The 24,356-nt window shown below is 54.5% G+C and carries 24 protein-coding genes and 1 pseudogene; 18 read left to right on the top strand and 7 right to left on the bottom strand.

Translation table 11 applies throughout. The features are described from left to right. Window positions 1-2: 2 nt before the first annotated feature. The 12 genes from U9M73_RS10300 (at window position 3) to U9M73_RS10245 (ending at window position 11,026) form a co-directional block, all read left to right on the top strand. Window positions 3-1,277 carry a DUF58 domain-containing protein gene (locus U9M73_RS10300; RefSeq protein WP_009224190.1) on the top strand — a complete coding sequence of 425 codons (1,275 nt, stop codon included), beginning with the start codon at window positions 3-5 and terminating at the stop codon, window positions 1,275-1,277. After that, window positions 1,274-3,532 carry a DUF4129 domain-containing transglutaminase family protein gene (locus tag U9M73_RS10295; RefSeq protein WP_323077196.1) on the top strand — a complete coding sequence of 753 codons (2,259 nt, stop codon included), beginning with the start codon at window positions 1,274-1,276 and terminating at the stop codon, window positions 3,530-3,532. Before U9M73_RS10300 ends, U9M73_RS10295 begins: the two co-directional genes overlap by 4 nt. 136 nt (window positions 3,533-3,668) lie before the next feature. Further along, on the top strand, window positions 3,669-4,196 hold the full coding sequence (locus tag U9M73_RS10290) for a YqeG family HAD IIIA-type phosphatase (protein ID WP_009224188.1): 528 nt from the start codon (window positions 3,669-3,671) through the stop codon (window positions 4,194-4,196). Next, on the top strand, window positions 4,193-5,320 hold the full coding sequence (gene yqeH, locus U9M73_RS10285) for a ribosome biogenesis GTPase YqeH (RefSeq protein WP_009224187.1): 1,128 nt from the start codon (window positions 4,193-4,195) through the stop codon (window positions 5,318-5,320). The genes U9M73_RS10290 and yqeH overlap by 4 nt, the downstream gene beginning before the upstream one ends. Before the next feature lie 292 nt (window positions 5,321-5,612). After that, window positions 5,613-6,518, top strand: coding sequence for a shikimate dehydrogenase (aroE, locus tag U9M73_RS10280; RefSeq protein WP_009224186.1), 906 nt, complete (start codon window positions 5,613-5,615; stop codon window positions 6,516-6,518). A gap of 45 nt (window positions 6,519-6,563) precedes the next feature. Beyond that, the gene (gene yhbY / locus U9M73_RS10275; RefSeq protein WP_009224185.1) at window positions 6,564-6,854 is read left to right on the top strand and encodes a ribosome assembly RNA-binding protein YhbY; all 291 of its coding nucleotides are present in this window, start codon (window positions 6,564-6,566) and stop codon (window positions 6,852-6,854) included. Window positions 6,855-6,892: 38 nt separating this feature from the next. Beyond that, window positions 6,893-7,486 carry a nicotinate-nucleotide adenylyltransferase gene (locus U9M73_RS10270; RefSeq protein WP_016311375.1) on the top strand — a complete coding sequence of 198 codons (594 nt, stop codon included), beginning with the start codon at window positions 6,893-6,895 and terminating at the stop codon, window positions 7,484-7,486. Continuing rightward, a complete protein-coding gene (gene yqeK, locus U9M73_RS10265) occupies window positions 7,470-8,057 on the top strand; it encodes a bis(5'-nucleosyl)-tetraphosphatase (symmetrical) YqeK (protein WP_028537436.1) in 588 nt (195 codons plus the stop codon). The genes U9M73_RS10270 and yqeK overlap by 17 nt, the downstream gene beginning before the upstream one ends. Next, window positions 8,058-8,405 carry a ribosome silencing factor gene (gene rsfS / locus U9M73_RS10260; RefSeq protein WP_016311377.1) on the top strand — a complete coding sequence of 116 codons (348 nt, stop codon included), beginning with the start codon at window positions 8,058-8,060 and terminating at the stop codon, window positions 8,403-8,405. After that, a complete protein-coding gene (locus U9M73_RS10255; protein WP_323077194.1) occupies window positions 8,402-9,319 on the top strand; it encodes a CvfB family protein in 918 nt (305 codons plus the stop codon). Before rsfS ends, U9M73_RS10255 begins: the two co-directional genes overlap by 4 nt. A gap of 39 nt (window positions 9,320-9,358) precedes the next feature. Continuing rightward, on the top strand, window positions 9,359-10,132 hold the full coding sequence (locus tag U9M73_RS10250; protein WP_323077192.1) for a class I SAM-dependent DNA methyltransferase: 774 nt from the start codon (window positions 9,359-9,361) through the stop codon (window positions 10,130-10,132). A gap of 243 nt (window positions 10,133-10,375) precedes the next feature. Then, the gene (locus U9M73_RS10245) at window positions 10,376-11,026 is read left to right on the top strand and encodes an SGNH/GDSL hydrolase family protein (protein ID WP_009224179.1); all 651 of its coding nucleotides are present in this window, start codon (window positions 10,376-10,378) and stop codon (window positions 11,024-11,026) included. Window positions 11,027-11,077: 51 nt separating this feature from the next. Here the strand turns inward: U9M73_RS10245 and U9M73_RS10240 are convergent, their stop codons facing one another. Further along, a complete protein-coding gene (locus U9M73_RS10240; protein WP_028537439.1) occupies window positions 11,078-11,407 on the bottom strand; it encodes a helix-turn-helix domain-containing protein in 330 nt (109 codons plus the stop codon). A gap of 315 nt (window positions 11,408-11,722) precedes the next feature. Between U9M73_RS10240 and U9M73_RS10235 the strand changes: the two genes are divergently transcribed. The 4 genes from U9M73_RS10235 (at window position 11,723) to U9M73_RS10220 (ending at window position 17,741) form a co-directional block, all read left to right on the top strand. Then, the gene (locus U9M73_RS10235) at window positions 11,723-13,087 is read left to right on the top strand and encodes a transcriptional regulator (protein ID WP_323077190.1); all 1,365 of its coding nucleotides are present in this window, start codon (window positions 11,723-11,725) and stop codon (window positions 13,085-13,087) included. A gap of 220 nt (window positions 13,088-13,307) precedes the next feature. After that, a complete protein-coding gene (gene rnjA / locus U9M73_RS10230) occupies window positions 13,308-15,017 on the top strand; it encodes a ribonuclease J1 (RefSeq protein ID WP_009224176.1) in 1,710 nt (569 codons plus the stop codon). 113 nt (window positions 15,018-15,130) lie between these two features. After that, window positions 15,131-16,528, top strand: a complete 1,398-nt coding sequence (locus U9M73_RS10225) for a helix-turn-helix domain-containing protein (RefSeq protein ID WP_323077189.1) — start codon at window positions 15,131-15,133, stop codon at window positions 16,526-16,528. A 232-nt stretch (window positions 16,529-16,760) separates the two neighbouring features. Next, a complete protein-coding gene (locus U9M73_RS10220; RefSeq protein WP_323077188.1) occupies window positions 16,761-17,741 on the top strand; it encodes a sugar kinase in 981 nt (326 codons plus the stop codon). A gap of 113 nt (window positions 17,742-17,854) precedes the next feature. On the opposite strand, the pseudogene U9M73_RS10215 reads toward U9M73_RS10220, so the two are convergent. From U9M73_RS10215 to kduI, 6 genes and pseudogenes are all read right to left on the bottom strand, one after another. Further along, a pseudogene (locus U9M73_RS10215) lies at window positions 17,855-17,998 on the bottom strand (radical SAM protein); the annotation flags it as partial. A gap of 98 nt (window positions 17,999-18,096) precedes the next feature. Then, complete coding sequence (locus tag U9M73_RS10210; RefSeq protein WP_009224172.1) at window positions 18,097-18,633, bottom strand: methylated-DNA--[protein]-cysteine S-methyltransferase; 537 nt, start codon at window positions 18,631-18,633, stop codon at window positions 18,097-18,099. A 5-nt stretch (window positions 18,634-18,638) separates the two neighbouring features. Then, window positions 18,639-19,226, bottom strand: a complete 588-nt coding sequence (locus U9M73_RS10205; RefSeq protein ID WP_323077187.1) for a bifunctional transcriptional activator/DNA repair enzyme AdaA — start codon at window positions 19,224-19,226, stop codon at window positions 18,639-18,641. 130 nt (window positions 19,227-19,356) lie between these two features. After that, window positions 19,357-20,109, bottom strand: coding sequence for a 2-dehydro-3-deoxy-D-gluconate 5-dehydrogenase KduD (gene kduD, locus U9M73_RS10200; protein WP_009224170.1), 753 nt, complete (start codon window positions 20,107-20,109; stop codon window positions 19,357-19,359). Between the two features lie 33 nt (window positions 20,110-20,142). Further along, window positions 20,143-20,904 (bottom strand): DeoR/GlpR family DNA-binding transcription regulator, encoded by a 762-nt coding sequence (locus U9M73_RS10195; RefSeq protein ID WP_036644623.1) that lies wholly within the window; start codon window positions 20,902-20,904, stop codon window positions 20,143-20,145. An 18-nt stretch (window positions 20,905-20,922) separates the two neighbouring features. Then, window positions 20,923-21,756 carry a 5-dehydro-4-deoxy-D-glucuronate isomerase gene (kduI, locus tag U9M73_RS10190; RefSeq protein WP_036644622.1) on the bottom strand — a complete coding sequence of 278 codons (834 nt, stop codon included), beginning with the start codon at window positions 21,754-21,756 and terminating at the stop codon, window positions 20,923-20,925. Between the two features lie 215 nt (window positions 21,757-21,971). Between kduI and U9M73_RS10185 the strand changes: the two genes are divergently transcribed. Both U9M73_RS10185 and U9M73_RS10180 read left to right on the top strand, forming a co-directional pair. After that, window positions 21,972-23,633: a hypothetical protein gene (locus tag U9M73_RS10185; RefSeq protein WP_323077184.1), complete on the top strand. Its 1,662-nt coding sequence runs from the start codon at window positions 21,972-21,974 to the stop codon at window positions 23,631-23,633. A 41-nt stretch (window positions 23,634-23,674) separates the two neighbouring features. Beyond that, entirely contained in the window at window positions 23,675-24,337 is a 663-nt protein-coding gene (locus U9M73_RS10180; RefSeq protein ID WP_009224166.1) for a bifunctional 2-keto-4-hydroxyglutarate aldolase/2-keto-3-deoxy-6-phosphogluconate aldolase, read from the top strand. Window positions 24,338-24,356 lie beyond the last annotated feature (19 nt).

Here is a 24,356-nt window from a genome sequence, read left to right as displayed (position 1 = left end):
CGATGCGCGCGCTGGTTGAAGGCGTTAAAGCGGGCCTCACCTCCCGGAAGTTCTGGAGGGTGGCGTCCGTTTGGCTGGTCTGCCTGTTGTATGTCTTGTTTCAAGGCGGGAAAACCTCGCTGATGTTATTTATGATGGTTTCGGTGCTGAGCTTCTACTGGGCGATTGGAGGGTTTGGCGGCGTCAAACGGATCACGGGCTCGCGGACGCTTTCGCTCTCTGGAGAACGGGGCGGGTTGCTTCAAGCCGGGGATCAGGTGGTGGTGAAGCTGCAGCTGCAGCTTCCGGCATTTTTGCCGCTGCCTTACATCGTCGTCAGGGAAACGCTGCGGCGCCATAACGGGGACAGCTGGATGTTCGAGGACAGCATTGTGCCTTATTTCAGCTCCCGATCCGAGCTGGTGTACAAAACGCCGCCCCTCGAGCGCGGGAAATACGCATTTGCCGGTACGAATTGCAGTGCTGAGGATATTTTTGGTCTCATGGAGCATACCAGCGTCTTTCAGACTGGCGGGGAGTTTCGCATCCTTCCCCGAACGGCGTTTATTCCGCACTGGGAGCTGTACAGCCGCAATTCGCGTCTTGCCGGTCCGGAGACGGCCGTTGCACTGTCGCGCCGGGAATCGACTCAAATCAACGGGGTGCGCGATTATGTGTACGGGGATCGGATTTCGCGGATTCATTGGAGCGCTACCGCGAAGACGGGGACCTGGAAGTCCAAGGAGTTCGAGCATGAATCGCTGCCGAAAATGGTTCTGGTGCTGGACGCCCATACGAGCGGATATTTCCGCCCTCCGCAGTTCGAATTGGCCGTATCGACGGCCGCGTCGCTGCTGGAATTTGGGGCTAGAGAACGGATCAGCATGGGGCTGTGCACCATGGGCAAGACCCTCCGTTACTTCCCGCCGGCGGAAGGTTATCTGGAGCGGCAGCAGATGCTGCACCATCTCGTAGATATCGATGCGGACGGATTCGGCAACTACAAGGATCGCTTAGAAGCGAAGCCGGATTTGTTTCAGCCGGGCGCGTTCTTTATCCTAATCAGTCCGCTGGCGGACGACAAGGTGCTGGCTATGCTTAGGTTAGCCAAATCGCGGCAGATGATCCCGTATCATATCCAAATCGGGGATGAGGCTGTGGCCGCAGGCGCGCCTAACACATATCAAACCGTTAAACGTTCCGCATGGCAGGCGACCCTGCAGGAGCGGGGACTTCGCGGCATTTACGTCTCCTCTCTGCGCGAGCTTCCCGCAGCGATGGGGGGTGCGAAGCTGTGAAACTTACGGCAAATTCTCAGCTTCCGAAGTCTTATCAGAGCTTAACCCTGTTGTGGATCGTGATCATTGCCATGCAATGGATTGATTTTACGGAGCCGCTGTGGTTTTCGGTCACGACCACTTTGGTGACGGTCACAATCATTATGATGGCTCTGATTGAATGGCTGCTTCCGGTGCAGGCGGCGTGGAAATGGACGATCAAGATCATCGCGCTGCTGTTGATTTGGAGGTTCATCCTGACCAGTTACGGGGTTTACGTTCCGTTTGGCCCGTTTTTTCCCGATCAGATTCGCGGCATGGCGTTAACCTTTACGCCGTATATCTGGTTTTCCTTAATCGCCTGGGTGCTGCTTGAGGCGGCGCTGCGGCTGGTCGTGACTCGTCTGAGAATTTTGGTGTTTTTGGCCGTCCATCTGGTTGCGTTTACGATTTTGGACTCTTTTACACGTTATTATTTATGGCAAAACGTAGCCTGGATTGTATTCGCCGGTCTCGGCTGGCTGGTGAGCGCTCATTTCTACGAGTATCGCCGGAAATATCCGCATGGCTGGCAACGGTTGCGGCAAAGCCCGTTTAAGATCGCCGTGAACATCTTTATCGTCTTTGCCTGCGTGCTGCTGATCGGAATCAGCATGCCGTCGGTGTCGCCTACGCTGACCGATCCGTATACGGCTTGGATCAAGCGCAGCGGGGGAGGCGGCAGCGGTCCCTCAGCCCTGACCAGCGCGTTGGGGGATAGCCCGTCTGCCGTACAAGAGGAGGTCGTCTCCGGCTACAGCCGCGATGACAAAACGCTAGGCGACGGATTCGAATTCAGCTACAGCCCGGTTATGTCCATCGAAACGCCGGTGAGATCTTATTGGCGCGGTGAAACCCGGCGCATCTACTCAGGGAAGGGATGGGCTGACCTGGAGCAGGAAGGCCGGGATACGGAACGTTATCGCGGCGGACCGGACGCCGACCCGCTCATGCACGATCAGCCGGGCAAGGTGGAAACGATGCGGGTAGAACAGATCGTGACGATGAGTACCGATAAGGTGTACCCGGTCTTGTTCGGCGGTTATGCCATCGAAAGCATCGAATTGCTGGACGAACGCCAGCAGGCGGATATGCGCTGGGCCGGCAAACAGGCGGAGCTGTTCTGGAACGGCTACCGCGATCCCGGGGATTTGCCGGATTATCCGCGGAAATATAAGGTGGTTGCCAATATTCCGCTGATCCCACTGAAGGAGTTGGAGCAGGTCAGTTACGATGCGTTGTATCCGGAAGGTGCGCCGGAGGAATATTTGCAACTCCCCAGCAACCTGCCGCAGCGGGTGAAAGACCTGGCCGAGGAAATTACCGCAGAAGGCGAGACACCCTACGCGAAAATGGATTTGTTGCAGCAATACCTTCGGCAAAACTACGAATATACGAACAAGCCGGATTTGACCCGCAGACGCAGCGACGATTTCGTCGACAGCTTCCTGTTTGAAATCCGGCAGGGGTACTGCGACTACTATTCGACGGCGATGGTTGTGATGGCCCGCTCGCTGGGCATCCCCGCACGTTGGGTTAAAGGGTACGCTCCCGGCAGTCAGCCAAGCGACGAGATGATGATGCGTAACCCGGAGATGGGCCGAGCGTACAATGTGAGCAATGCGGATGCCCACTCTTGGGCGGAATTGTATTTCGGCGATTACGGCTGGATTCCGTTTGAGGCGACGCCGGGCTTCGTCTCTCCGATTATGGAGGCGCCGGAGGAGAGCGAAGATACGCTTACGGTGGATACGAACACCGATACGGAAGTGGTTGCAGCCGAAGAAAGCTTCTTCTCCAAGCTGGATCCGGTGGTCATGCAACGGATTTTCGTTTCGGCCGTCAGTGTCTTATTGCTTTGGACTTTATATCAACTGCGCTCGGAGTTGTATTTCCTCTGGCTCCGGCTGCGGCTGGGCCGCCCGCTGACGCCGGGGGAGAAGACGATTTACGAAACGCTGCGACTCGTAAGACGGATGCGGCGAAGAGGCTTCACCCGCGGCGACCAGGAAACGCTGCGGGAAGCGTTTGGGCGCTGGAAGCTTGAACGACCGCAGCTCGCGGAGGCGCTGGATCCGTTGCTGCTCTTATACGAGCAGGCGATGTACAGCCCGAGTCCGGCTGCCGCCGATTGGCGCACCGCGCGGGAGCTGTCGCGAAAGGCAACCAAATTGGTTGGCGGTCACGGTTGGAGGCAGGCCTGGCCGCCTGGCCCTAAACGGTCCCTTGGTCAATGATCCGATCGTAAACTTATATACTCTGTCAACGTTAACGCCCCCGTGCTTGCGCGGGAGGCGTTTTCTTTTTTAAAATAGAAGCATGTCGGGGGAATAATATGGTATAGTTTGTCGTATGAAACCGAGGTGAACGTATTTGTTTGAGAAGTTTATACCGAATATGCGCGTGGACAGCGTATTCGATATCGATCTGGAAGGACTCTATGCCCAAGGCTACCGCGGTATCATCACCGACCTCGACAACACCCTGGTCGGAGCCAAAGCGCCGCTGGCCACTCCCGAACTGATCGAATGGTTTGAGAAAGTGAAGAAATGCGGGTTTAAACTCGTGATTGTGTCAAACAATAATTTGGATCGGGTGTCGGTATTCGCCAACCCGTTAAATATTGAGTTTGTGCACGCAGCCAGAAAACCGTCCGGCGCAGCTTTTCACCGAGCGATGGAAATGATGGGGCTTGGCCCGAAGGAGACGATCGTGGTAGGCGACCAAATGATGACCGACGTCTTTGGCGGGAACCGGCAAGGGTTGTTTACTGTGCTCGTGCTCCCGATTTCCGTTCAGGATGAAAGGTTCGGCACGAAAATTAATCGCATGCTGGAACGAATCGTGAAGCGGCGGCTGGGCAAGGTTGGATTATGGCTCGAGGAGGACAAGAGGAGATGACGGAAGTACGGGGCGCAGAAGGCGCTCTTCGTTGCAGCGGGTGCGGTGCTGTGCTGCAAACGCAGGATTCAAGTAAGCCGGGGTACGTCCCGGAGCAAGCTTTATCGAAAGAACCGGTGATATGCCAACGCTGTTTCCGGATCAAGAACTATAATGAATCTTCATCCGTTACGGTGGAGCAGGACGAGTTCCTGCGGTTGCTGTCGCAGATCGGCAGTAAGGAAGCGTTGGTCATTCATATCGTGGATCTGTTCGATTTTCATGGCAGCGTGATTACTGGCTTGCAGCGGTTTGTTGGGAACAATCCGGTGCTGCTGGCGGTAAACAAGACCGACCTGCTGCCGAAAGTAACGAACTGGAACAAAGTCCGTAACTGGGTGCAGAAGGAAGCCAAGGACTTGGGGCTGAAGATCGAAGACGTCGTTCTGTGCAGCGCCAAGCAAAACAGCGGCTTCGACCGGCTGCTGGATGCGGTGGCGGCACGGCGCGGCGATCGAGACGTGTATGTCGTTGGCGCAACGAATGTTGGCAAATCAACGCTGATCAACCGGTTGATTCGGGATTACAGCGATCTGGATCAGGAGTTGACCGTTTCGCGTTATCCAGGCACGACGCTCGACATGGTGCACATCCCGCTGGATGACGGCCGGGCGATCATTGATACGCCGGGGATTGTGTATCCGTCCCGCTACAGCGAGCTGGTAGCCCCATCCGATTTGGGCGTCATCATGCCGGACAAGCCGCTTAAGCCGGCGGTATACCAGCTGAATGAGGGACAGACGCTCTTTTTTGGCGGCTTTGGCCGGTTTGATTTCATTCAAGGGGAGCGCCAGTCGTTCACTTGTTTCGTCAACATCCGGGTGCCGATTCACCGTACGAAGCTTGCCCGGGCGGATGAGTTGTTCACGGAACATGCCGGGGAATTACTGTCACCGCCGAGCAAGGAGCATATTGAAGCGTTGCCGGAATGGACGCGCCATGAATTCCGGATTCCGAAGGGCAGCCGGAGCGATGTGTTTATTTCCGGCTTAGGCTGGATCAAAATTAACAACGATGCGGGTGCGGTCGTCGCGATGCATGTGCCTAAAGGCGTGAAGGTGCTCGTTCGGCCGTCGTTGATTTAAGGGTTTGATGGTGTGGACGCTGGCTGGCCTTGCTGGCTAGCGTCTTGCCATGCAGCACAGATAAGGGTAAAAAAAGGCGCTATTTGATGGAAAACGCAAGGATTGAGCAAAATAGCGGTCATTATGGGTGTTATTTTTGGAGCGTGGCCCGAAGTAGGGGCGATTGCGGCGTTTTTCAGGTGGAATAAGGCCATAATTTACCGCTATTTTTGAGTAGAAACGGACTTTAGAGTAAATAAGGCCCATTTGGACCTTTATTATTCGGAAAATCCGGCGAGCGGGAGGAGAACCGATGGGAGAGCGAGAGCAGGCGAATCACGAAAAATGGGGAGAGACACAGGCAAGGGACTACGGAAGCGCTAGGCAACCGCTGCTGCTCGGCGTCATCGGCGATCCGATTCAGCATTCCAAATCGCCGGTGATGCACACCGCCGCCTTGCAGGCGTGCGGGCTTACTGGTGCTTACCTGCCGTTCCACGTCAAAGGGAACCGGTTGGAGGAAGCAATCCGGGGCATTCGCGCGTTGGGGTTCCGAGGCATCAATGTCACGGTTCCGCATAAGGTGGAAGTGATGAACTACTTGGACCACATCGACGAAAGCGCGCGGCTGATCGGGGCGGTGAACACGATCGTGAACGACGACGGCGTGCTCACCGGGTACAACACCGATGGTATCGGGTATATCCGCTCGCTGAAGGAGGAGGCTGCCCCTGAGCTGAAGGGCAAACGCGTGCTGGTGCTGGGCTGCGGCGGCGCAGCCCGGGGCATTGTGTACGCGCTGCTGCAGGAGGAGCCGGGGCGCGTGACAATCGCCAACCGCACCGGGGAGAAAGCGCAGGAGCTGGCCGCCGAATGGTCCGGGCTCGGCAGCTTAACCGGCTGCGGCATGGATGAGCTGGCTGAGGTGCTGCCGGAAGTGGACCTCATCATTAACACCACCTCCGTTGGCATGCATCCGCACGTGAGCGATTGTCCGTTGGATGCGCGGCTCATCCCGGAGGGGATCGTGGTCAGCGATCTGATCTACAATCCGCTAAAGACCGAGCTGCTGGTGCAAGCTGAGGCGAAAGGCTGCACGATTCACAGCGGGCTGGGGATGTTCATTTACCAGGGCGCTTACGCGTTTGAGCGTTGGACTGGCCTGATTGCGCCGGTGGGTGCGATGCGGGCAGCGGTCTTGGAGAGCATGAATCAATAACGCAAGTTGTCGCATAATTGAATGTTAAGGGGTCTTGAATACGACATGTTAACAGGAAAACAAAAACGTTACCTGCGCAGTTTAGCGCATGGGCTGCAGCCGATTTTTCAAGTTGGCAAAGGCGGTACCAACGAGCATATGATTAAGCAAATCTCGGAAGCGCTGGAGCGCCGGGAGCTCATCAAAATCTCTGTGCTGAACAATAATCTGGACGATCCGCAGGAAATCGCCGAGGAGCTGGCGCAAGGCGCCGGCGCTGAGCTGGTACAGCTGATCGGCCGGACGATTATTTTATATAAGGAGTCTCGTGAATATAAGCAAATCGAGCTGCCTTGAAACGAGCTGCATTCAAAGGTTATTGGAGGCAACGCAACATGAAAAAAGTCGGAATTATGGGCGGGGCGTTTGACCCGATTCACCTCGGCCATCTATTGGCGGCGGAGGCGGCCAGAGAACAATACCATCTGGAAGAGGTCTGGTTTATGCCCTCCCATATCCCTCCGCATAAACATCAGGCCGGCGTGAGCGGCCAGCAGCGGCTGGAGATGGTCGAGGCGGCGATAGGCAGCAATCCTGCCTTTAAGCCGCTGGATATCGAGCTGCGCCGCGGCGGTGTGTCCTACACGGTAGATACGATCCGGGAGTTGCGCGCATTGCACCCCGATCTGGAGTTTTATTTTATTATCGGGGCCGATATGGTGAATTACCTTCCGAAGTGGGAAGGGATTGAGGATTTGGCCGGGATGATTTCGTTTATCGGGCTGCAGCGCCCCGGAAGCTTCCTGGAGCTGGACGCGCTGCCTCCGTTTATTCAGGAGGCGGTACAGCTCGCGGAGATGCCGCTTGTTGATATTTCTTCAAGCCTGATTCGCAGCCGATTATCTGCCGGACGTTCGGTCAGATATATGGTTCCGGATGCCGTGTATGAATATATGACAAGGAGCGGATTGTATGGGTTACAGCCGTGAAGAACTGATCGCCTCCGTCTCGGCAGGGATGCCCGCCAAGCGCTGGAAGCATGTTGAGGGCGTGATGGAGAGTGCAGTCATCCTGGCGAAGAGGTACGGAGCAGACCCGGTCAAGGCGGATTTAGCCGCGCTGCTGCATGACTTGGCCAAGTTTTGGCCAATCGAGGAGCAGGAAGCGATCATCCGCGACAACGGCCTAAATGCCGAACTGCTAAACCACGACAAACAGCTGCTGCATGCCGAGGTTGGGGCGTTCATCTCCCGGCGGGATTACGGGATCGAGGATGAAGAGGTGCTGAACGCGATTCGTTATCACACCTCCGGCCGAGTTGGCATGACGCTGCTGGACAAAATCGTCTGTCTGGCAGATTACATCGAACCGGGGCGCGAATTCCCGGGTGTGGAGCGGATTCGCGAGCTGGCGGAAACGAGTTTGGATGATGCGCTGATCGCAGGGTTTGACTCAACGATATCTTTTTTGCTGGAGAAGGGGAAGCCGATCTTTCCTTTGACGGTATTGGCACGTAATGATTTGATCGTAAACCGAAGAAAAACTAAGGAGGCTGAATGAATGGCGATTAGTTCCAATGAATTGATGAACTTGGCAGTGCAAGCTGCAGACGATAAAAAAGCAATGAACATCGTGGCGCTCGATTTGAAAGGGATTTCCTTAATCGCGGACTATTTTGTGATCTGCCACGGGAACTCGGATACGCAGGTGCAGGCGATTGCCACTGAGATTCGCAAAAGAGCGCATGAGGTGGGGGCCCAAATTCGCGGCATTGAAGGCCTGGATTCTGCTCGCTGGGTACTGATGGATCTGGGCGATGTTGTTGTGCACGTGTTCCATCGCGATGAGCGTGAGTATTACAACATTGAACGGCTTTGGTCGGATGCCAAGGTCGTGGAGACGGTATGAGTCTGGTTGCGGGAACCATCGTCTCTTTACCGATCGATCGCGAGGTATCGCCGTATGGGTATTTTCTGAGTGCAGGCGGGCAAGATGTACTGCTCCATTACTCCGAGCTGACCCGCCAGGTGAAGCCGGGGGAAACGGTTGAGGTGTTTCTGTTCTACGATACGGAGGACCGTTTGGCGGCTACGATGAAGAAGCCGTATCTCACGCTGGGCGAGCTGGCGCTGCTTGAGGTGGCTGATGTGCATCCGCGGCTCGGCTGCTTCCTGGAGATGGGGCTGGGCCGTCAGCTGCTGCTGCCGATCCGTGAGCTGCCCGAAATGAAGGAGCTGCATCCACAGGTAGGCGACCACGTGTACGTCATCATGGAGCATGACAAACAAGGTCGGCTCAAAGCGAAGCTGGCCGGTGAGCAGGATTTGGCTCCCCATGCTTTCCATGCGCCATCCTCGTGGAAAAACCAATGGCTTGATGCCATCGTCTACAAACCGCTGCAGATGGGGACGTTTGTCGTCGTCCAAGGCGGCGTGCTGGGATTCGGAGCGATTGGCATGATCCACGCCACGGAACGCAGCCGCTTGCTGCGCCTGGGCGAACGCGTGCAGGTACGGGTGGCCCATATCCGTGAGGACGGGCGTGTGAACCTGTCGATGGCGCCGCGCAAGGAAATCGGCATGGGTCAGGATGCGGAGCGCATTCTCGCCTATCTGGAGAGTCGACCGGGCGGAAGTATGCCGTATTCCGACGCAACGCCCCCAGATCTGATCAAGCAGCGGTTTGCGATCAGCAAGTCTGCGTTCAAGCGGGCACTTGGCAAGCTGATGAAGGAAGGCAAGGTTGTCCAGAAGGAGAACTGGACGTATTTGGTGCAGTCCCCAGCTGCCGGTGCGGATGATCGCGGGCAGCCGGAAGCTTAAGAAAGCAGCAGCAACTAGATAGAAGGCGGTGACGAGCCCATGGCATCATATCGGAAATTTGCTTACGTGTACGACGAATTGATGGAGGACATGCCTTACCCGGACTGGATCCGGTTCGCCCGTACAGCTTGGGATCGGTACGGTATGCCAAAGACGGTTGTGGATCTCGGCTGCGGGACCGGCAGCATTACGATTCCGCTGGTGAATGCCGGGTTCGAGGTGATCGGCATCGATTTGTCTGCTGACATGCTGGCGGTAGCCCGCCGTAAAATGGAAACCACGCCCCAAGGCGCTCGGTTGTTCCGCGAGGGCAGCGTGCGCTGGGTGCAACAGGATATGACGGAGTGGTCCGTGCCGGAGCCGGTCGACGCCGTCATTTCTTTTTGCGATTGCTTGAACTACTTATTGGAAGAGGAAGACATCATTCGGACCTTCCGCCGTACATACGAAGGGTTGAAGCCGGGAGGGACATTCCTGTTTGATGTGCATCATCCCAACACGTTGATCCGGTATGAGGAGGAGCAGCCGTTTGTTTGGGATGAGCCGAGTGTGTCGTATATCTGGACTTGTGAGCGAGATGCGTATCGGAACGAAATTGAGCATCATTTGACGATTTTCGCCCGGGAAGAGGAGCAGGGGCCGGGACTGTACCGTCGGTTCGAAGAAACGCATATCCAACGGGCGTACGACCCGGCATGGATGAAAAGCGAGCTGCTGCGCTGCGGCTTCCGCGAGGTCTACATCTATGCTGATTTCGAGTGGGTCGAGGCGGTGGATGAGGCGGCCCGGCTCTTTTTTGTGGCGGTGAAGTAGACGGCCCCGAGTGCAAATCAGGGGCCCCAAGTGCAAATCCCTGCAAAAGTGCAGGAATTTTTTATCCAATTCGGGGTTTGACGTTTTCCGTCTAAAATAACTGCAGTTTTGCAGGGATTTATCGAAAAAAGGCTGAAGTTCGCGAAGAAAACTGTATTTTTGCACTAATTTCTCCATGGAGGATCGCTGTCTCTCAAAGCTATAATGGGAAACGGAGATCATGGAAGGAAAGAGGGGAAACGCATGAAAAAGCAGTTGACCGTATTGTTTCAGGGGGATTCCATTACAGACGGAAATCGGGATCGCGGCACGGATTTGAATCATATTTTGGGCCACAGCTATGCCTACATCATCGCCGCGAAGCTAGGTCATGAATACGCGCATTTGCAGCCAAAATTCATTAACCGGGGCGTGAGCGGGGATCGGGTCTCCGACCTTTACGCAAGATGGAACGAGGATGCGATCAGTCTGAAGCCGGACGTGATTAGTCTGCTGATCGGCGTTAACGACGCCTGGCGGCAAATGAGCGGCGAACCTAGCGGGGCAACGGATCGTTTCGAACGGGCGTATCGTCACTTGCTGGAGGAGACGAAGGAAGTATTGCCGAACACCAAGCTGGTGTTATGCGAGCCGTTTATTTTGAAAACCGGAGCTACGGCGGAAAAATGGACCGAATGGGAGCGCCTGATCAAACGGTACCAGGATACCGTTCGTCAATTGGCTGAAGAGTTTGGTACGGTGCATGTTCCTTTGCAGGATGCGTTTGATGCGGCGACGGAAAAAGCCGAGGCCGCTTACTGGATCTGGGACGGCGTCCATCCGACGGCTGCAGGCCACGATGTCATCGCCAAACGGTGGCTGGAGGTCGTGGAGCGCAGCGGATTGTGGGACTAAGACGAACATAAATAAAGGGTTTAAAGCGGATCGATTCCGTTTTAAACCCTTTTATTTTTGACGAAACATTTCCTTCAGCACACGGTACGCACGCGCTTGTTCCTCGGCCGGCTGTTCCTGCAGCAGCTGCACGATCTGCCAAATCCAAGTTTGGTCCTGGAGCTCGTCGTACCCTGGATTGCGAAATAGAGCATATACGCTGATCTGCAGGGCATCCGCAATTTTATGCAGCGTTTCGAGCTGAACGTTTTGCTCCCCGCGTTCCAACCGTCCGATGTAGGAACCGTACGTTTCCGTCGACTCGGCCAGTTGTTCCTGCGTAAGCCCTTTGAGCTTGCGATAGTATCTGACATTTTTTCCGACCTGCTTTGCTACATCCATAGAGGCCACCTCTCGTATTAAGTTTAGTCCAAGCGGAGGGGCAAACTGCAGAGTATTCAAAGTTCAATATTTTATCAAAAAGAATTCATAAGTTCTTTATTGCATATTATTGACAAAATTCGAGTGGAATATTATTTTGAAAATAGAAAGTTGAACCATTCCTTTGGGATGGTTGATTTTTTCATATTGAAGGTTGTGAGGAGTGGTCTTTTTGAACAAATCAGGGTTGCAGATATTTCCATTTTATTCGAATTAGACATAATCCCCTAAAATCATGGATGAATAGTTTTTTTTGCAAAATAGAGGGGGATTCCTTTGAAACCGCGTGCCACTATTGTCGCTGCAATAGAAGAATATATGGTGCGACACCAGCTAAATCTCACTCAATTGGCCAAGCAGCTTGAACTGAACCCAGGGACGTTAAGCTCCATTCTGAACGGAAACCGTCCGCTGGCTGTAGATCAATTAGAACGGATCACCATGGTGCTGGGATTTCCGAGAGGCCATTTCTATAAGACTTATATCAGCGAGTATCTGCACGAGAAGGATCCGGATTGGCGAAGAGTAAAACCACTAATTCATAACTGCGCGGAGTTGGGCCAGTTTGATCGCATTCGGGAAATCGTTGAATTATTGCTGGACAACCCGCTTTATGCTCAACTTTTATTTGATTTGGCCGAAGAATTGTACGAGAAGGGCGAATATGAAGCAGCGGGGATCTTATACGAAAATGTGGCGATGACCGAGCGCAAGCAGCACTCCGAACGGTTGGCCCTTTGCCAATATCGTTTATTCCTGATCGGTCAAGGGACGAATCAGGATCAAAACTATCAGTCAGCGATCCAGTTCGAACCGTATATTGAGCGACTGGATGAAGCGAGTCAACTCGATGCGTTAAGGGATCTGGCCAATACCTATCGTGCCTTAAACCGATGGGATAGGGTGGAGAGTATTGCTCAACGATTGGAGCACAAGGCCAAAGTGTATTACTTTTCGGAACAGAAGCGAAAGATCTTGCAACGGAAGACAACTAGACCTTTGTTTTACTATTTGGCGTATTCCTATTTGCTGCTTGGGAGTGTACATAATTTGCGGGGGGAATATGACCAAGCCTTACTTTATATCCAACGCTATCATGATCTAAGTTGGGTGCGGGAAAACGATCCGGAAACGTTACATTGGCGGAACCTGTTTCGTGAATGGGCCTATGCAAACGCTCTTATAACCCGGCTTTCCTCCGGGGATATTACGGTACTCGATGAATATGTCACCTACTGCGAAAACAGACAAGCGGACAAGATCCTCATGATCTTCAATCTGGTTAAAAACGCCAATCGGCATGACTTCTCGATTGAACATATCCTTGAACGGTTTAAAGAAGATTTGGCTGCTTTAGATCATCAGCCCTTGACTACGGGAATGTACAGCCCGCAGTTTATTCTTGATCGGATCTCCCAACTTTATATCGAATTAGCCGACTATGATCTCCGCCGAGGTAAGTACCCGGAGGGGTTTCGTTACTTACTTAAAAGCTTGGAACAGTTCAATCAATTAAACAATTCTCACCGAGCTGTCATGGTTAAATATGTAGAGCTATTCGAACGATACAGGAACTTTGCAACGCCGCAAGTCATCGATACATATGAGGAATTAATCAGCAAGTTAAAGAAAAGTGTATAATCCGTTGATGGAGCCACTGCCAAAGGAGCCGGTGTTGATGCACGGCTCTTTTTTTGTTGTCTTCCTTTTTTATGCAAAATTCCTCTTTTCGTGAAGGTTCTGCAGTAAATTCATCTGGTTCAGTGGAGAATTGTAAAAATTAAATAGTTATTGTGCTCATAATTCAGTATAATTCTTATGAACCCATTGAACGAACTCTTCAGAGAGGATTATCGACCTAATGAATGTAGCAGCAACTAAATCAGTTAAGACAAATCGGCGTTCGAAGCCGTCACCTCCACCTGTCCGGATCTTTTCACTCGGCGGGATCGGGGAAATCGGAAAAAATATGTATGGCATCGAGTTCAGAGACGAAATCATTTTGATTGACGCGGGGCTTAAATTCCCGGATTCCCGTTTGACGGGCATTGATTGCATCATTCCGGACATCAGTTATCTGATTGAGAACAAGCATAAAATGAAAGGGCTTTTCCTGACCCACGGTCATGAGGATCATATCGGTGCGATCCCGTATGTGTTACGTCAACTGCAGCTGCCTATTTATGGGGGCCCGTTGACGATTGGCTTGGTGAAGGCCAAATTGGAGGAGCATCGGTTGCTTGGGCAAGCGGAGCTGCATGTGTTCCATGAAAATGACCGGTATGCATTTAAGCATTTGGCTGTGCATTTCTTCCGGACGACACACAGCATTCCCGATGCTTTTGGCATTGTAGTAGATACCCCGTACGGATCGATCGTTCATACCGGCGATTTCAAATTCGATTTCACCCCGGAGGACCGTCCGGCGGATCTGTTTAAGATGGCCAGCGTCGGGGGAGAAGGCGTATTGGCGTTGCTCGCCGACAGCACCAACAGCGAGAAGGAAGGCTTTACCCCTTCCGAGCGTCGGGTTGGTGACGCCATCCTGGAGTCGTTCCGCGGCTGCCGGGGGCGGATCTTATTTGCCACCTTCGCCTCGAACGTGCATCGGCTTCAACAAGTGGTGGAAGCGGCCGCGATCGTAAACCGCAAAATCGCGGTTATCGGCCGCAGTATGGAGAAAGTGTTCGCTATCGGTCAGGATTTGGGCTACATCCGCGTTCCGGAAGGGATGCTGATCGATGTGAAGCACATCGACCGTTACCCTGAGGAGCAGGTCCTCATTGTCTGCACCGGCAGCCAAGGCGAACCCAACGCTGCGCTCAGCCGGATTGCTTCGGGTGCACATCGGAATGTGCAGGTTTATCCGGGGGATACGGTGATTTACTCGTCCTCGCCGATTCCTGGCAACGCGCAAAATATCAACCGCAGCATCGACCTGCTGCTTCGGGCAGGCGCAAACGTCATTTACGGCTCGATTTTCGACATCCATACGTCCGGGCATGGTTGCCGGGAGGACCTGAAGCTGATGCTCAGCTTTATTCGTCCTAAGTATTTTATCCCGATCCACGGTGAGTACCGGATGCTGCTCAGCCATCGCGATCTGGCGCTGCAAACAGGTATTCCTGAGGATCGCATCTTCATCATGAACATCGGGGATACGTTGTCGGTGTACCGGAACCGGGCGAAACGCGGGCGCACCATTCCTTCGGGGCAAGTGCTCATCAGTAACGGGGAAATGCGTCCTACCCATGAAGACACCCTGTTGTTGGAGCGGATGGAGCTGGCCCAGGAAGGGATCGTGATCGTCGTCATGACGGTCGACCGCAAGACGCGGCAAATTTTGGCCGGACCGGACATCGTCTCGCGCGGTTTCGTTTATATGCAGGACGCCAGACCGCTGCTGCGGCGGGCGGAGGCGATGCTGAAGCGGAACTTGAACCGCCTTGGCGAGAAGGAGCCTTACGATCATAACGCCTGGCTGCGAGCGACGCAGCAGCAGCTTCGGCGGTATTTTGCCAAAGAAGTGGGCCGGACGCCGCATATTATGCCTTCCATCTTGGAAGTTTAGCATCAGAGTGGGAGCTTCCCGATAACGGGAGGCTCCTCTCTTTTATTTGACCGGTTGTTCGGAGTTCCGTATAATGTGTAAAAATATAGGAGACCGCAAAGGAGGGAGATCCCATGACGAAGGAACCCACGATTCGTTCCGTGATCAACCATCAGCTGGAAAGGAAAGGATATTCCTTGCACAGCTTTTCTCGCCGTTCGGGAATCAATCGGGGGACGCTCAGCGCCATCTTGAATGGAAATCCCCCTAAACCGATCTCTATCGGGCAGTTGGACCTGATCACCGAAGCGCTCGAACAGCCGATCGGGTCGTATTACCCTTTATATGTGGAGGAATGTATTGATTCAGACCATCCCAACCGACGAAGGTTAAAAGCGTTTCTGCATCGCTGCGCGGAGATTGGCGAATTGGATTGCATCGAGCAGGTGTTGTCCCGCCTGACTGAGGACTTATCCTATCTTCCGATGATTTTTGATATGGGGGAGGAGCTTTACGAAGAAGGCCGCCGCGACGCCGCAAGGCTCTTCTACCAATCGGTCTGCGAATACGAGAAATACCAGCATTCGGAACGGCTGGCGATCAGCCAATACCGCCTGTTCCGGATGAATTTGGGGGAAGACGCAGAATCCAACCTGCGGACCGCCACCTGGTTCGAGCCCTACCGCAACCGGCTCCCCGAGGATCTTCAGCTCGATGGGCTGCTGCAATTAGCGAACACCTATTACTCGCTGCAAAAATGGACTTACGTCGTAAGATTTGCCGAGGAGCTGCAAACGCTGGCCCGGCGAATCTATGAAACGAGCTGGAAGGCGTCCTCCGCCCATCAGGATAGGGAGCTGCGCTGCGAGCGGCATCTGGTGGTTTACTTTGGCCAAGGGTATTTGCTGAAAGGCGCGGCATTGGAGCATCTGGGCAGGTATGAGGAAGCGCTGAAGTGTGTAGCCGAATACGCGGATTTGAGCTGGTTTGAAGGCCTTGATGAGACGGGCTTAAAAGAAGTGGAGAAATTTAAGGTCTGGGCCAGAGCGAACCGCTACAATCTGGAGATTTTAAATGGGAATGAAACGATTCTTCCGGAATATATCCAGATGCTTAAAGAGCATCCGCATGAAGTGCTGCCCAGTCTGAGAATCATTGTCGAAGCCGCCAATATTAACGGTTTTGTGATCGACGACGTATTAAAAGTGTTTCCGGTGAATACGGATTTATATAGCCTTTATCCCAATCACTATGTTTCCGCTGTAAATAAAGACCGGTTCTTGGACCTAAACTATCAGCTGGCGATTTATCTGCTGCGAAAACAGGAGATCGAGGAAGGCTTGGAGAAGTTGATTTACGCGCTCAAATATGCTGTTTCTCTGAATAACAAGGAACTTTTTATGAAAATGGTCCCGCTATTTGAGCAGCATCGAAGCTTCGCGACGCAAGAGCAACTCCAGCAGTACGAATCTTTGATGGGGGAGGTGTTGAAGGTTGCGGAAGTGGGCAGTGACGTTCGCTCTGATCATTAGTTTAGGTACGGGAGTATTCGGCAGCATCAGTCACAACAGCCCTATTACAGCTTACGAGAACGGGGTAGGGGGCTAATAAGGCACAACAACATAAGGTCCAGTTTTGCTAGGACATAGCCGATTCATCCGGGGCAACCCGAATCGATGGATTGGCTTTTTTTTGATAGTTTTCCGAGTCCGGACATGAGATAATGGTAGTAAATTGAATCCAAAAGAAGGTGTGAATCTGAACATGCAGCAGTTAAGTGAATCTCGTCCGAACCCGGGAAGCCCCGAGGTGGTCACCTTTGGCGAAAGCATGGCTTTATTGATCGCGGAAGGGGGCAAAGGGCTCGAATATGCAAGCGCTCTCTCTCCATCGTTTGGGGGGGCGGAGTCCAATGTAGCGATCGGATTGGCACGGCTGGGCCAAACTTCCGGATGGTGCGGCCGCCTGGGGGACGATCCGTTTGGCCGGCGTATCCTGAAGGCGATCCGCGGCGAAGGCGTTGACGTATCCCGTGCGATGTTGACGGATGAAGCCCCTACGGGCATGATGGTACGGGAGAACGTGGCGGGCAAAAGCTCGGTCTATTACTACCGCAAGTTATCTGCGGCCAGCTTCATGCGACCGGAGCATCTGGACGAATCGTACATCGCCGGAGCCAAGGTCCTGCATCTGACGGGCATTACGCCGGCGCTTAGCGCTTCTTGCGTGGAAACGGCCCATGCGGCGGTGAATATCGCGAAGCGGCATGGGGTGAAGGTGAGCTTCGATCCGAACTTGCGATTGAAGCTGTGGAGCATTGAGGACGCACGTAAGGTATTGCTGCCGCTGGCGATGAAAGCGGATTATTTCCTGCCGGGACTGGATGAGTTAAAGCTGTTGTACGAGACCGATTCGATGGATACGATCATCGGCAAGCTGCAGGAGTTGTCTGCGATCAGTATCATCAAAGGCGGAGACGACTGCACCTACGTGCTGGAGCAAGGGCAGCTGAACCCGGTGCCGTATTTTAAAGTGGAACAGGTGATTGATACGGTGGGAGCGGGCGACGGATTTTGCGCCGGATTTCTGGCTGGAGTCGTACGCGGGTACAGCATGATTGAGGCCGTTCGCCTGGGGAATCTGGTTGGCGCTCAGGTCATTCAGGCTGTTGGTGACTGGGAAGGGTTGCCAAGTGCGGCGGAGATTGAACGTCTCTTGTCCGGCAAAGGGCATGTGGAGCGGTAAAGGGCTGGATCCTTTGCTGTGAACGGTTGTCGTTTGGGCTTTAATGTTAACGTGATCATTTTCTTAGGTAATGATAAAACCGCGGGAGCCTCGTCTCCGGCGGTTTTGCTTACTTATGGGGCGAACCCCTCCTGACTAAGAAATACTTGATGATCGGGAAAAACTTGCAGCAGGCGCTCATACACGATTCGGTAGGCGTCCGGTGAATACCAGGATTCGAGGCCCAGCTGTTCATAGATCGAGCGGATGCCCAGCCTCAGCGAATGAGAGTAGTGGGACAGGAATCCGGTCCCTATATTAAGCAGCGTCTTGGGCGTCGTATAGGCGGCAACTACCCGCGGGTGGCCGTTGGGATTCACCGCCCGCCTCCGCCTAAAGCGGCATGTTCCAGCTCCAGCAGCCGCATCTTCATCTCCAGGCCGCCGCGGTAGCCGGTAAGCGCCCCGTTCTTGCCGATCACGCGATGGCATGGAATCGTGATAAGCAGCGGATTCGCCCCAATCGCCGTGCCTACTGCACGGACGGCAGCGGGTTTACCGATCGACTCAGCAATGTCGGAGTAAGAGCGGGTTTGCCCGAACGGAATCGAGCATAACGCCTGCCAGACGTCTTGCTGGAACGGAGTTCCGTGCAAGTCGAAAGGGAGGGTAAAACGTTGGAGTTCACCGCGAAAATAGGCCGCCAGCTCGGAAGCATAGGGAGCCAGCCGGCGGTCATCTTGCGCAAGCAGACGGCCGGGGAAACGTTGGCCCGCCCAGGCGGTCAGCTCCTCAAAAGAACCGCCGGATGAGCCAACGAACGCCAGGCCTTGTTCGGTAGCGGCGAGATATAGGCTCCAAGCAGGTTCCTGGAGCTGTGACCAGTATAACGGCGGGGACTGAACGATTGTCATGGAGCTTACACCTCCGTTTGCATTTTGCGGTATTCGTTAGGCGTGATGCCGGTGATTTTCTTGAACAGGGTGATCAAATAGGCGGCGCTGCCAATCCCCACTTCTTGGGCGATCTCAGCAACGGTCCGCTGCGATTCAGATTCAGCCAAAGCGTGCTTCGCCTCATCGATTCGCCGTCGCACCAGGTATTCCGTTGGCGTCATTCGCATGATCCGTTTGAACGTTCGTTGCAGATGGTACGGGCTGCCGTGGCACGCTTCAGCTAACGTCTCCAGGGTGAGCTTGTCTTGGTAGTGGCGGTTGATATAGTCCGCGATCTGTTCGACCCATTCCTGATCTGGCAACCGCTGTCCTTCCGGCTTGCAGCGTTTGCAGGGGCGGAAATGGGCAGCACGCGCTTGCTCCGCAGTAGCAAAGACGAGAACGTTCTCCCGCTTAGGCGGCCTTGATTTACAGGACGGGCGGCAGAAGATGCCCGTGCTGACCACCGCGTAGAAGAATTGGCCGTCCTGTGCAGCATCATTGGCGAGAATCGCTTGCCACTGGGCATCGTTTGCGGTCTGGTAAGTCCGGGACCCGGTATGGATTGTCATGGCTTCACCCCCAGCCCTAGTATACCTTGACCAAGATCACGGCGCCACGGGAAGCGAAAGGAAAAGCAAGATTACGAAATGCCCCATCATAGAAAAAGCCTGCCAATAAGGCAGGCGAAATTCGATGATATTACCGCGCCATCCATCCTCCATCAACGCAAAGGATATGGCCGTTCATATAGTCTGAGGCGGCGGAGGCGAGGAAGACGGCCGGCCCTTTTAGATCCTCCGGCGTTCCCCAACGCCCGGCAGGAATCCGATCCGTGATCGAAGCCCTCCGGTTCTCGTCGGCCCGGATTTGCGCGGTATTGTCCGTTACCATGTAGCCGGGTGCGATGCCATTCACCTGTACGCCATAGGAAGCCCATTCGTTGGCGAATGCCTTCGTTAAGCCGGCGACCCCATGCTTGCTGGCCGTATAGCCGGGCACGTTGATCCCGCCTTGGTAGGAGAGCATCGAGCAGATATTAATGATTTTGCCGCTGCCGCGTTCAATCATATGGCGTCCGGCGATCTGCGAGAGCAAGAACACGGTGTTCAAGTTCAGTTGGATGACGTCGATCCAATCCTTTTCGCTGTGATCCTTCGCTGGTGTCCGGCGGATAATCCCGGCGTTGTTTACCAGAATGTCGACCGCCCCCGTTAATTGGAGCGCTTCATCAAAGGTTTCCTGCAGCTTGTCATGCTCGCTGAGGTCGACAACGATTTCCGTCGTTTTCCGGCCTAAGGCTGTAATTTGGCTGACCGTTTCAGCACTGCTGGTGCGAGAGACGCATACGACGTCGGCCCCGGCTTCGGCCAGTCCGACCGCAATCCCCTGGCCCAGTCCGCCGGAGGCTCCGGTGACGAGGGCAGTTTTGCCCGTTAAATCAAATAATTTCATAAGTGTACGCTCCTCCCATCAATCCGCTTTCGTTTATTTGGTTGCGTATTCGATCGTTACGCCGGCACGTTCATACGGTAGCGCGGACTCTGCGGGTAGGCCCCGATCGGTGAGGATACGCGAGATCTCGCTCAGCGAGGCGAAGGTGCGGAGCGCCGTCTGCCCGAACTTTTGATGGTTTAAGACGGCGATCGCCTCGCGGGACGTTTCGATCAAAGCCCGCTTGAAGTCGATCAAATCACCGGTATAAATCGACAGTCCGTGTTCCGGATGGATGCCGGTTGCCGAGATAAAGGCTTTCTGGATATTCAACTGACGCACGTACGCCGCCGATTCGGGACCGGCCAGCATGTTGCGGACGCGGTAGCCTCCGGGGACGACCAGACGAATCTGGTCTTTGGCTGCCAGCTCGCTGATGATATACACGTCGTTCGTGACAACGGTAAGCGGGCGATTCTCTAACCGCCGGGCGATCTCCAGCGTCGTGCTGCCCCCGTCCAGTGCGAGGATATCACCCTCTTGAATGTGATTGAGGGCGAGGCGGGCGATGTCCCTTTTCTCCTCCGCATGCTTGGTCAGCGGCTCTTTGGACGGCAGAATGCCGTACTGGTCGCTTTGGGCGAGCATTGCTCCGCCGTGTACGCGCACCAGCAGCCCTTGCTCCTCCAGCTTGGCGAGATCCTCCCGGATCGTCTTGCCGGTCACGCCCAAGCTTTCGCTTAATTCTGCCACCGTCACTTCCTTTTGCGTCAGCAGAACCTCCATAATTTTTTCATAACGTCGAATTGGATTCATGCAAGCTTTCACTCTTTCTTATCTCAAGTCTTTCATCGGAACGGCGTCCATGTCCGCATAAGCTTTGTTGTCGCCGGCCATGCCCCAAATAAACGTATAATTGCTGGTTCCTACCCCGCTGTGAATCGACCAGCTCGGCGAGATGACAGCTTGCTCGTTACGCACAACGATATGCCGGGTTTCGTTGGGCTCGCCCATCAGGTGGAAGACGACAGCGTCCTCTGCCAGATCGAAGTACATATAAGCCTCCATCCGGCGCGGATGGACATGGGCAGGCATCGTATTCCACATGTTGCCGGTCTTGAGCTGAGTCATCCCCATCACGAGTTGGGAGCTTTGAATGCCGTTCTCGTGGATGAACCGGTGAATCGTGCGCTCATTGGAATTTTCGATCGAACCAAGCGCTCCGGATTCCGCTTCTGCCAGCGTTGTTTTTGCCGTAGGGAATTCCTTGTGGGCCGGTGCCGAATTCAAATAGAACTTCGCTGGCTTCGAGGCATCCTTGCTTCGGAAAATCACTTCACGCGAGCCCTTGCCGACGTACAAGCAATCCTTGTTGTTCAGCTCGTATTCCGTTCCGTCGACAATAATGGATCCTGGTCCGCCAACATTAATGGCTCCAAGCTCGCGCCGTTCGAGGAAGTAGGAGACGCCTAGCTCCTTGAGATCCGTTTCCAGTTTGACATCCTGCTGCACCGGAGCCGCGCCGCCGATAATCAGCCGGTCTTCGTGCGTGAGCACCAGCTCCAATCGATCCGGCGTAAACAAGGTAGGAATGTGGAATTCCTTGCGTAAACGGTCGGTATCAAATTGCTTGACCTCTTGGGGATGCGAAGCGTAACGACGTTCCATGTAAAATCTCTCCTTTACACGTTCATTTTGGTGTATAATGTTCATATACGTTCAGATTAATCCATTTAGGTTCATTTGGCAAGAGGGCACACCATATTGCTCCATCTAGGATGAAGATGCCGGAATTCGGAAGTTTACCGTAGGAAATCGTGGATTCACCGGCTTTAAGCAGCTGAGGGAACCATGGTAGGATGTGGGGGAAGGGGTACGTTTTGATGAGTCTGTATCAAGCTCGAATGAAGACAATCGTCCGAAAAGCCGCAGCAACCGCCTGGCGGCAGCCGCTTCTGGACAGCGGACTGTGGTTTCATGGCGATATCCGGGACAACTATTATTACGCCTCCTATTTATTTGCTGCCGCCGTAGATCCGGACGAAACGCCGCCGTTTGATCGGACGGAAGGCCGGCGGCTGGCGGAGCGGGTGCTGCTGCGCGTGCTTCAGCTGCAGGACCAGGAGACGTCCAGCCCGACATATGGCCACTGGCCGCTCGGATTGGATCCGACACCGGAGCGGGCCAAGCCGCATGTGCTCCCGGTTGAGCTCATGGGCAGCTTGATGGCGTATTTCATGCACTGCTATGGGGAAGAGCTGAGCCCGGAGTTGGCCGCCCGCTTCGAGGACGCGTTGTCGCATGTCTATCGCAGCGGCTTCTATCGCAAACCTTTACGGGAATACAACCATCATGAGGCGAAGTATACGGCCGCGAAGCTGATCTTGGGGCAGCGTTACGGAGATGCGACATTGTTCGCGGACGGCAGGGAATGCTTACGGCAAACGTTGGCCCGTTTACGGCTTGAGGGTATGGCCGAATACGGCGCGTTGCCGTGGTTTTGGCACTGGGTTCAGGCGTTCACCTGCGCTTGGGCGCTGATGGGCGATGCGGAGGTAAAGGCCGAGCTGTCTGAGATGTTAAATCATCTATGGACCCTTCGGGCCACCTATTATTTCAAGGGAGCATGGGTTGGTGCCCATGCCCGCGGTTGGCTGCATGATGCGCCGCGGGATGCGAACGTGCTGCACGATTATGTGCAATTCGGCGATTTCGAGCTGCCGGAAGCGATGCCGCGCACCGAGTATGCCGGGCTTCTATTCTATGAAGCTCCTGCGTCAGCTCGGCTGCGGGCATTGGAGCGAAGTAAGCCTGCCGAGTCCAAGGCGGCCATCCTCAAGGAGATCGGCGGCGTCAAGCAGCGGCTGCATTCCTATGCCTATCTGACCAACCACTTCGCGGCAGGTGGGCTGTGGGAGAGAGTCGAGGAATTCGACAATGAGCAGCTACGTTGGCTGTACAGCTTGCCGGTCCGCGGGGAGAAAGGAAATCAGCTGTATTTTTTCCATCCCGGCAAAGGGTATGATCTTAGCGGCTACGACCCGCGCCATCAGAGCGAATGGACGGAAGTGTTGTATTATCACAACGTCGTGGTGGCGGTCTACCCGCTGCCGGAGGGTGTGCCTGGGCAGGTCAATGGCGTGCTTCCGGAAGGAGAATGGCGATTTACAGCGAATGGTATATTCGGAAAGGTTGAAGAGACGTTTTTTGCCGTATATGTGTCGAGTGATTATCAGGTGCGGGAGCGGGACGGCTATCTCCAGGTCGAGGCGGAAGGCCGCTACGTTGGTGTTGTGGTGGAAGCGATGGGCCTTCCGGAAGCAGGCGAGCGGGGAATCGCGGGTCTAGACGATTTCGTATTAACTATGAAGTCCCACGCCCCACGCTTCACAGCCGACGATAGGACCGGTCGGATCGATGCCTCCTATACCACCTATGCCGAGGGAGTCCAGCTTACTCTAAGCGTCAAAGGTCCCGGGCTTCCAGGGGATCGATGGGTAAACGGCGAGCGTGTGGATTTGGAGTCGTATTCTTTTTCATTGTAAGGGGCAAAAAGTACAACGATTAGGAGAAAGAGGGTTAGGGAATGAAGAAGCTGCAGCTTGTGCAAAAAATCGTACAGGAAGGCGTTGTCGCCGTCCTGCGCGGAGAAACCCCGGAGGAAGTCGTACAAATGGCCGAGCAGGCCATTGCCGGCGGGATTAAGGTCATCGAAGTGACGATGACGGTTCCGTTTGCTTTGCGGGCGATCGAGGAATTGGCGCGTAAATACAGCTGGGACGCCCAGGACGAATCCCGTTATGCGATCATCGGCGTGGGCACGGTGCTGGATCCCGAAACGGCGCGGGCTGCGATCTTAAGCGGCGCTCAGTTCGTCGTTGGGCCTTCCTTGAATCGTGACACGGTGATGCTGTGTAACCGGTACCGGATCCCGGTCATGCCTGGATGTATGACGATCAAGGAAATCCAGGAGGCGCTGGAGCTGGGGGCGGACATCGTGAAGCTGTTCCCGGGCAATTTGTACGACCCGTCGATGATCAAGGCGATCAAAGGGCCGTTGCCGCAGGCAAATATTATGCCAACCGGCGGGGTCTCGCTGGCGAACCTCGGCGAATGGATCCAAGCGGGCGCGGTCGCTGTGGGGATCGGCTCGGATTTGACAAACGAAGCGGTGAAACGCAACGATCTGTCGTTGATCGCCCAGAAAGCCGCTGCTTATAAAGCGGAGTATCTGAAGGCCAAAGGATGATCCTAATCAATACACGTTG

Origin of the sequence: Paenibacillus phoenicis, assembly GCF_034718895.1 — a bacterium.
GTDB lineage: Bacteria > Bacillota > Bacilli > Paenibacillales > Paenibacillaceae > Fontibacillus > Fontibacillus phoenicis.
The sequence above is the reverse complement of the archived record's forward strand: the minus strand, read 5'-3'. Positions and strand labels throughout refer to the sequence as shown.

Excerpts from the sequence above, each read along its gene's own strand:
- U9M73_RS10180 (WP_009224166.1), top strand. The coding sequence starts at position 23,675 with ATGAAGAAGCTGCAGCTTGTGCAAAAAATCGTACAGGAAGGCGTTGTC.
- rnjA (WP_009224176.1), top strand. The coding sequence starts at position 13,308 with ATGAATGTAGCAGCAACTAAATCAGTTAAGACAAATCGGCGTTCGAAG.
- yhbY (WP_009224185.1), top strand. The coding sequence starts at position 6,564 with ATGTTAACAGGAAAACAAAAACGTTACCTGCGCAGTTTAGCGCATGGG.
- U9M73_RS10225 (WP_323077189.1), top strand. The coding sequence starts at position 15,131 with ATGACGAAGGAACCCACGATTCGTTCCGTGATCAACCATCAGCTGGAA.
- kduI (WP_036644622.1), bottom strand. The coding sequence starts at position 21,756 with ATGGAACGTCGTTACGCTTCGCATCCCCAAGAGGTCAAGCAATTTGAT.
- U9M73_RS10240 (WP_028537439.1), bottom strand. The coding sequence starts at position 11,407 with ATGGATGTAGCAAAGCAGGTCGGAAAAAATGTCAGATACTATCGCAAG.
- aroE (WP_009224186.1), top strand. The coding sequence starts at position 5,613 with ATGGGAGAGCGAGAGCAGGCGAATCACGAAAAATGGGGAGAGACACAG.
- U9M73_RS10210 (WP_009224172.1), bottom strand. The coding sequence starts at position 18,633 with ATGACAATCGTTCAGTCCCCGCCGTTATACTGGTCACAGCTCCAGGAA.
- rsfS (WP_016311377.1), top strand. The coding sequence starts at position 8,058 with ATGGCGATTAGTTCCAATGAATTGATGAACTTGGCAGTGCAAGCTGCA.
- U9M73_RS10205 (WP_323077187.1), bottom strand. The coding sequence starts at position 19,226 with ATGACAATCCATACCGGGTCCCGGACTTACCAGACCGCAAACGATGCC.
- U9M73_RS10300 (WP_009224190.1), top strand. The coding sequence starts at position 3 with ATGCGCGCGCTGGTTGAAGGCGTTAAAGCGGGCCTCACCTCCCGGAAG.
- kduD (WP_009224170.1), bottom strand. The coding sequence starts at position 20,109 with ATGAAATTATTTGATTTAACGGGCAAAACTGCCCTCGTCACCGGAGCC.
- yqeK (WP_028537436.1), top strand. The coding sequence starts at position 7,470 with ATGGGTTACAGCCGTGAAGAACTGATCGCCTCCGTCTCGGCAGGGATG.
- U9M73_RS10270 (WP_016311375.1), top strand. The coding sequence starts at position 6,893 with ATGAAAAAAGTCGGAATTATGGGCGGGGCGTTTGACCCGATTCACCTC.
- U9M73_RS10185 (WP_323077184.1), top strand. The coding sequence starts at position 21,972 with ATGAGTCTGTATCAAGCTCGAATGAAGACAATCGTCCGAAAAGCCGCA.
- U9M73_RS10220 (WP_323077188.1), top strand. The coding sequence starts at position 16,761 with ATGCAGCAGTTAAGTGAATCTCGTCCGAACCCGGGAAGCCCCGAGGTG.
- yqeH (WP_009224187.1), top strand. The coding sequence starts at position 4,193 with ATGACGGAAGTACGGGGCGCAGAAGGCGCTCTTCGTTGCAGCGGGTGC.
- U9M73_RS10250 (WP_323077192.1), top strand. The coding sequence starts at position 9,359 with ATGGCATCATATCGGAAATTTGCTTACGTGTACGACGAATTGATGGAG.
- U9M73_RS10245 (WP_009224179.1), top strand. The coding sequence starts at position 10,376 with ATGAAAAAGCAGTTGACCGTATTGTTTCAGGGGGATTCCATTACAGAC.
- U9M73_RS10255 (WP_323077194.1), top strand. The coding sequence starts at position 8,402 with ATGAGTCTGGTTGCGGGAACCATCGTCTCTTTACCGATCGATCGCGAG.
- U9M73_RS10195 (WP_036644623.1), bottom strand. The coding sequence starts at position 20,904 with ATGAATCCAATTCGACGTTATGAAAAAATTATGGAGGTTCTGCTGACG.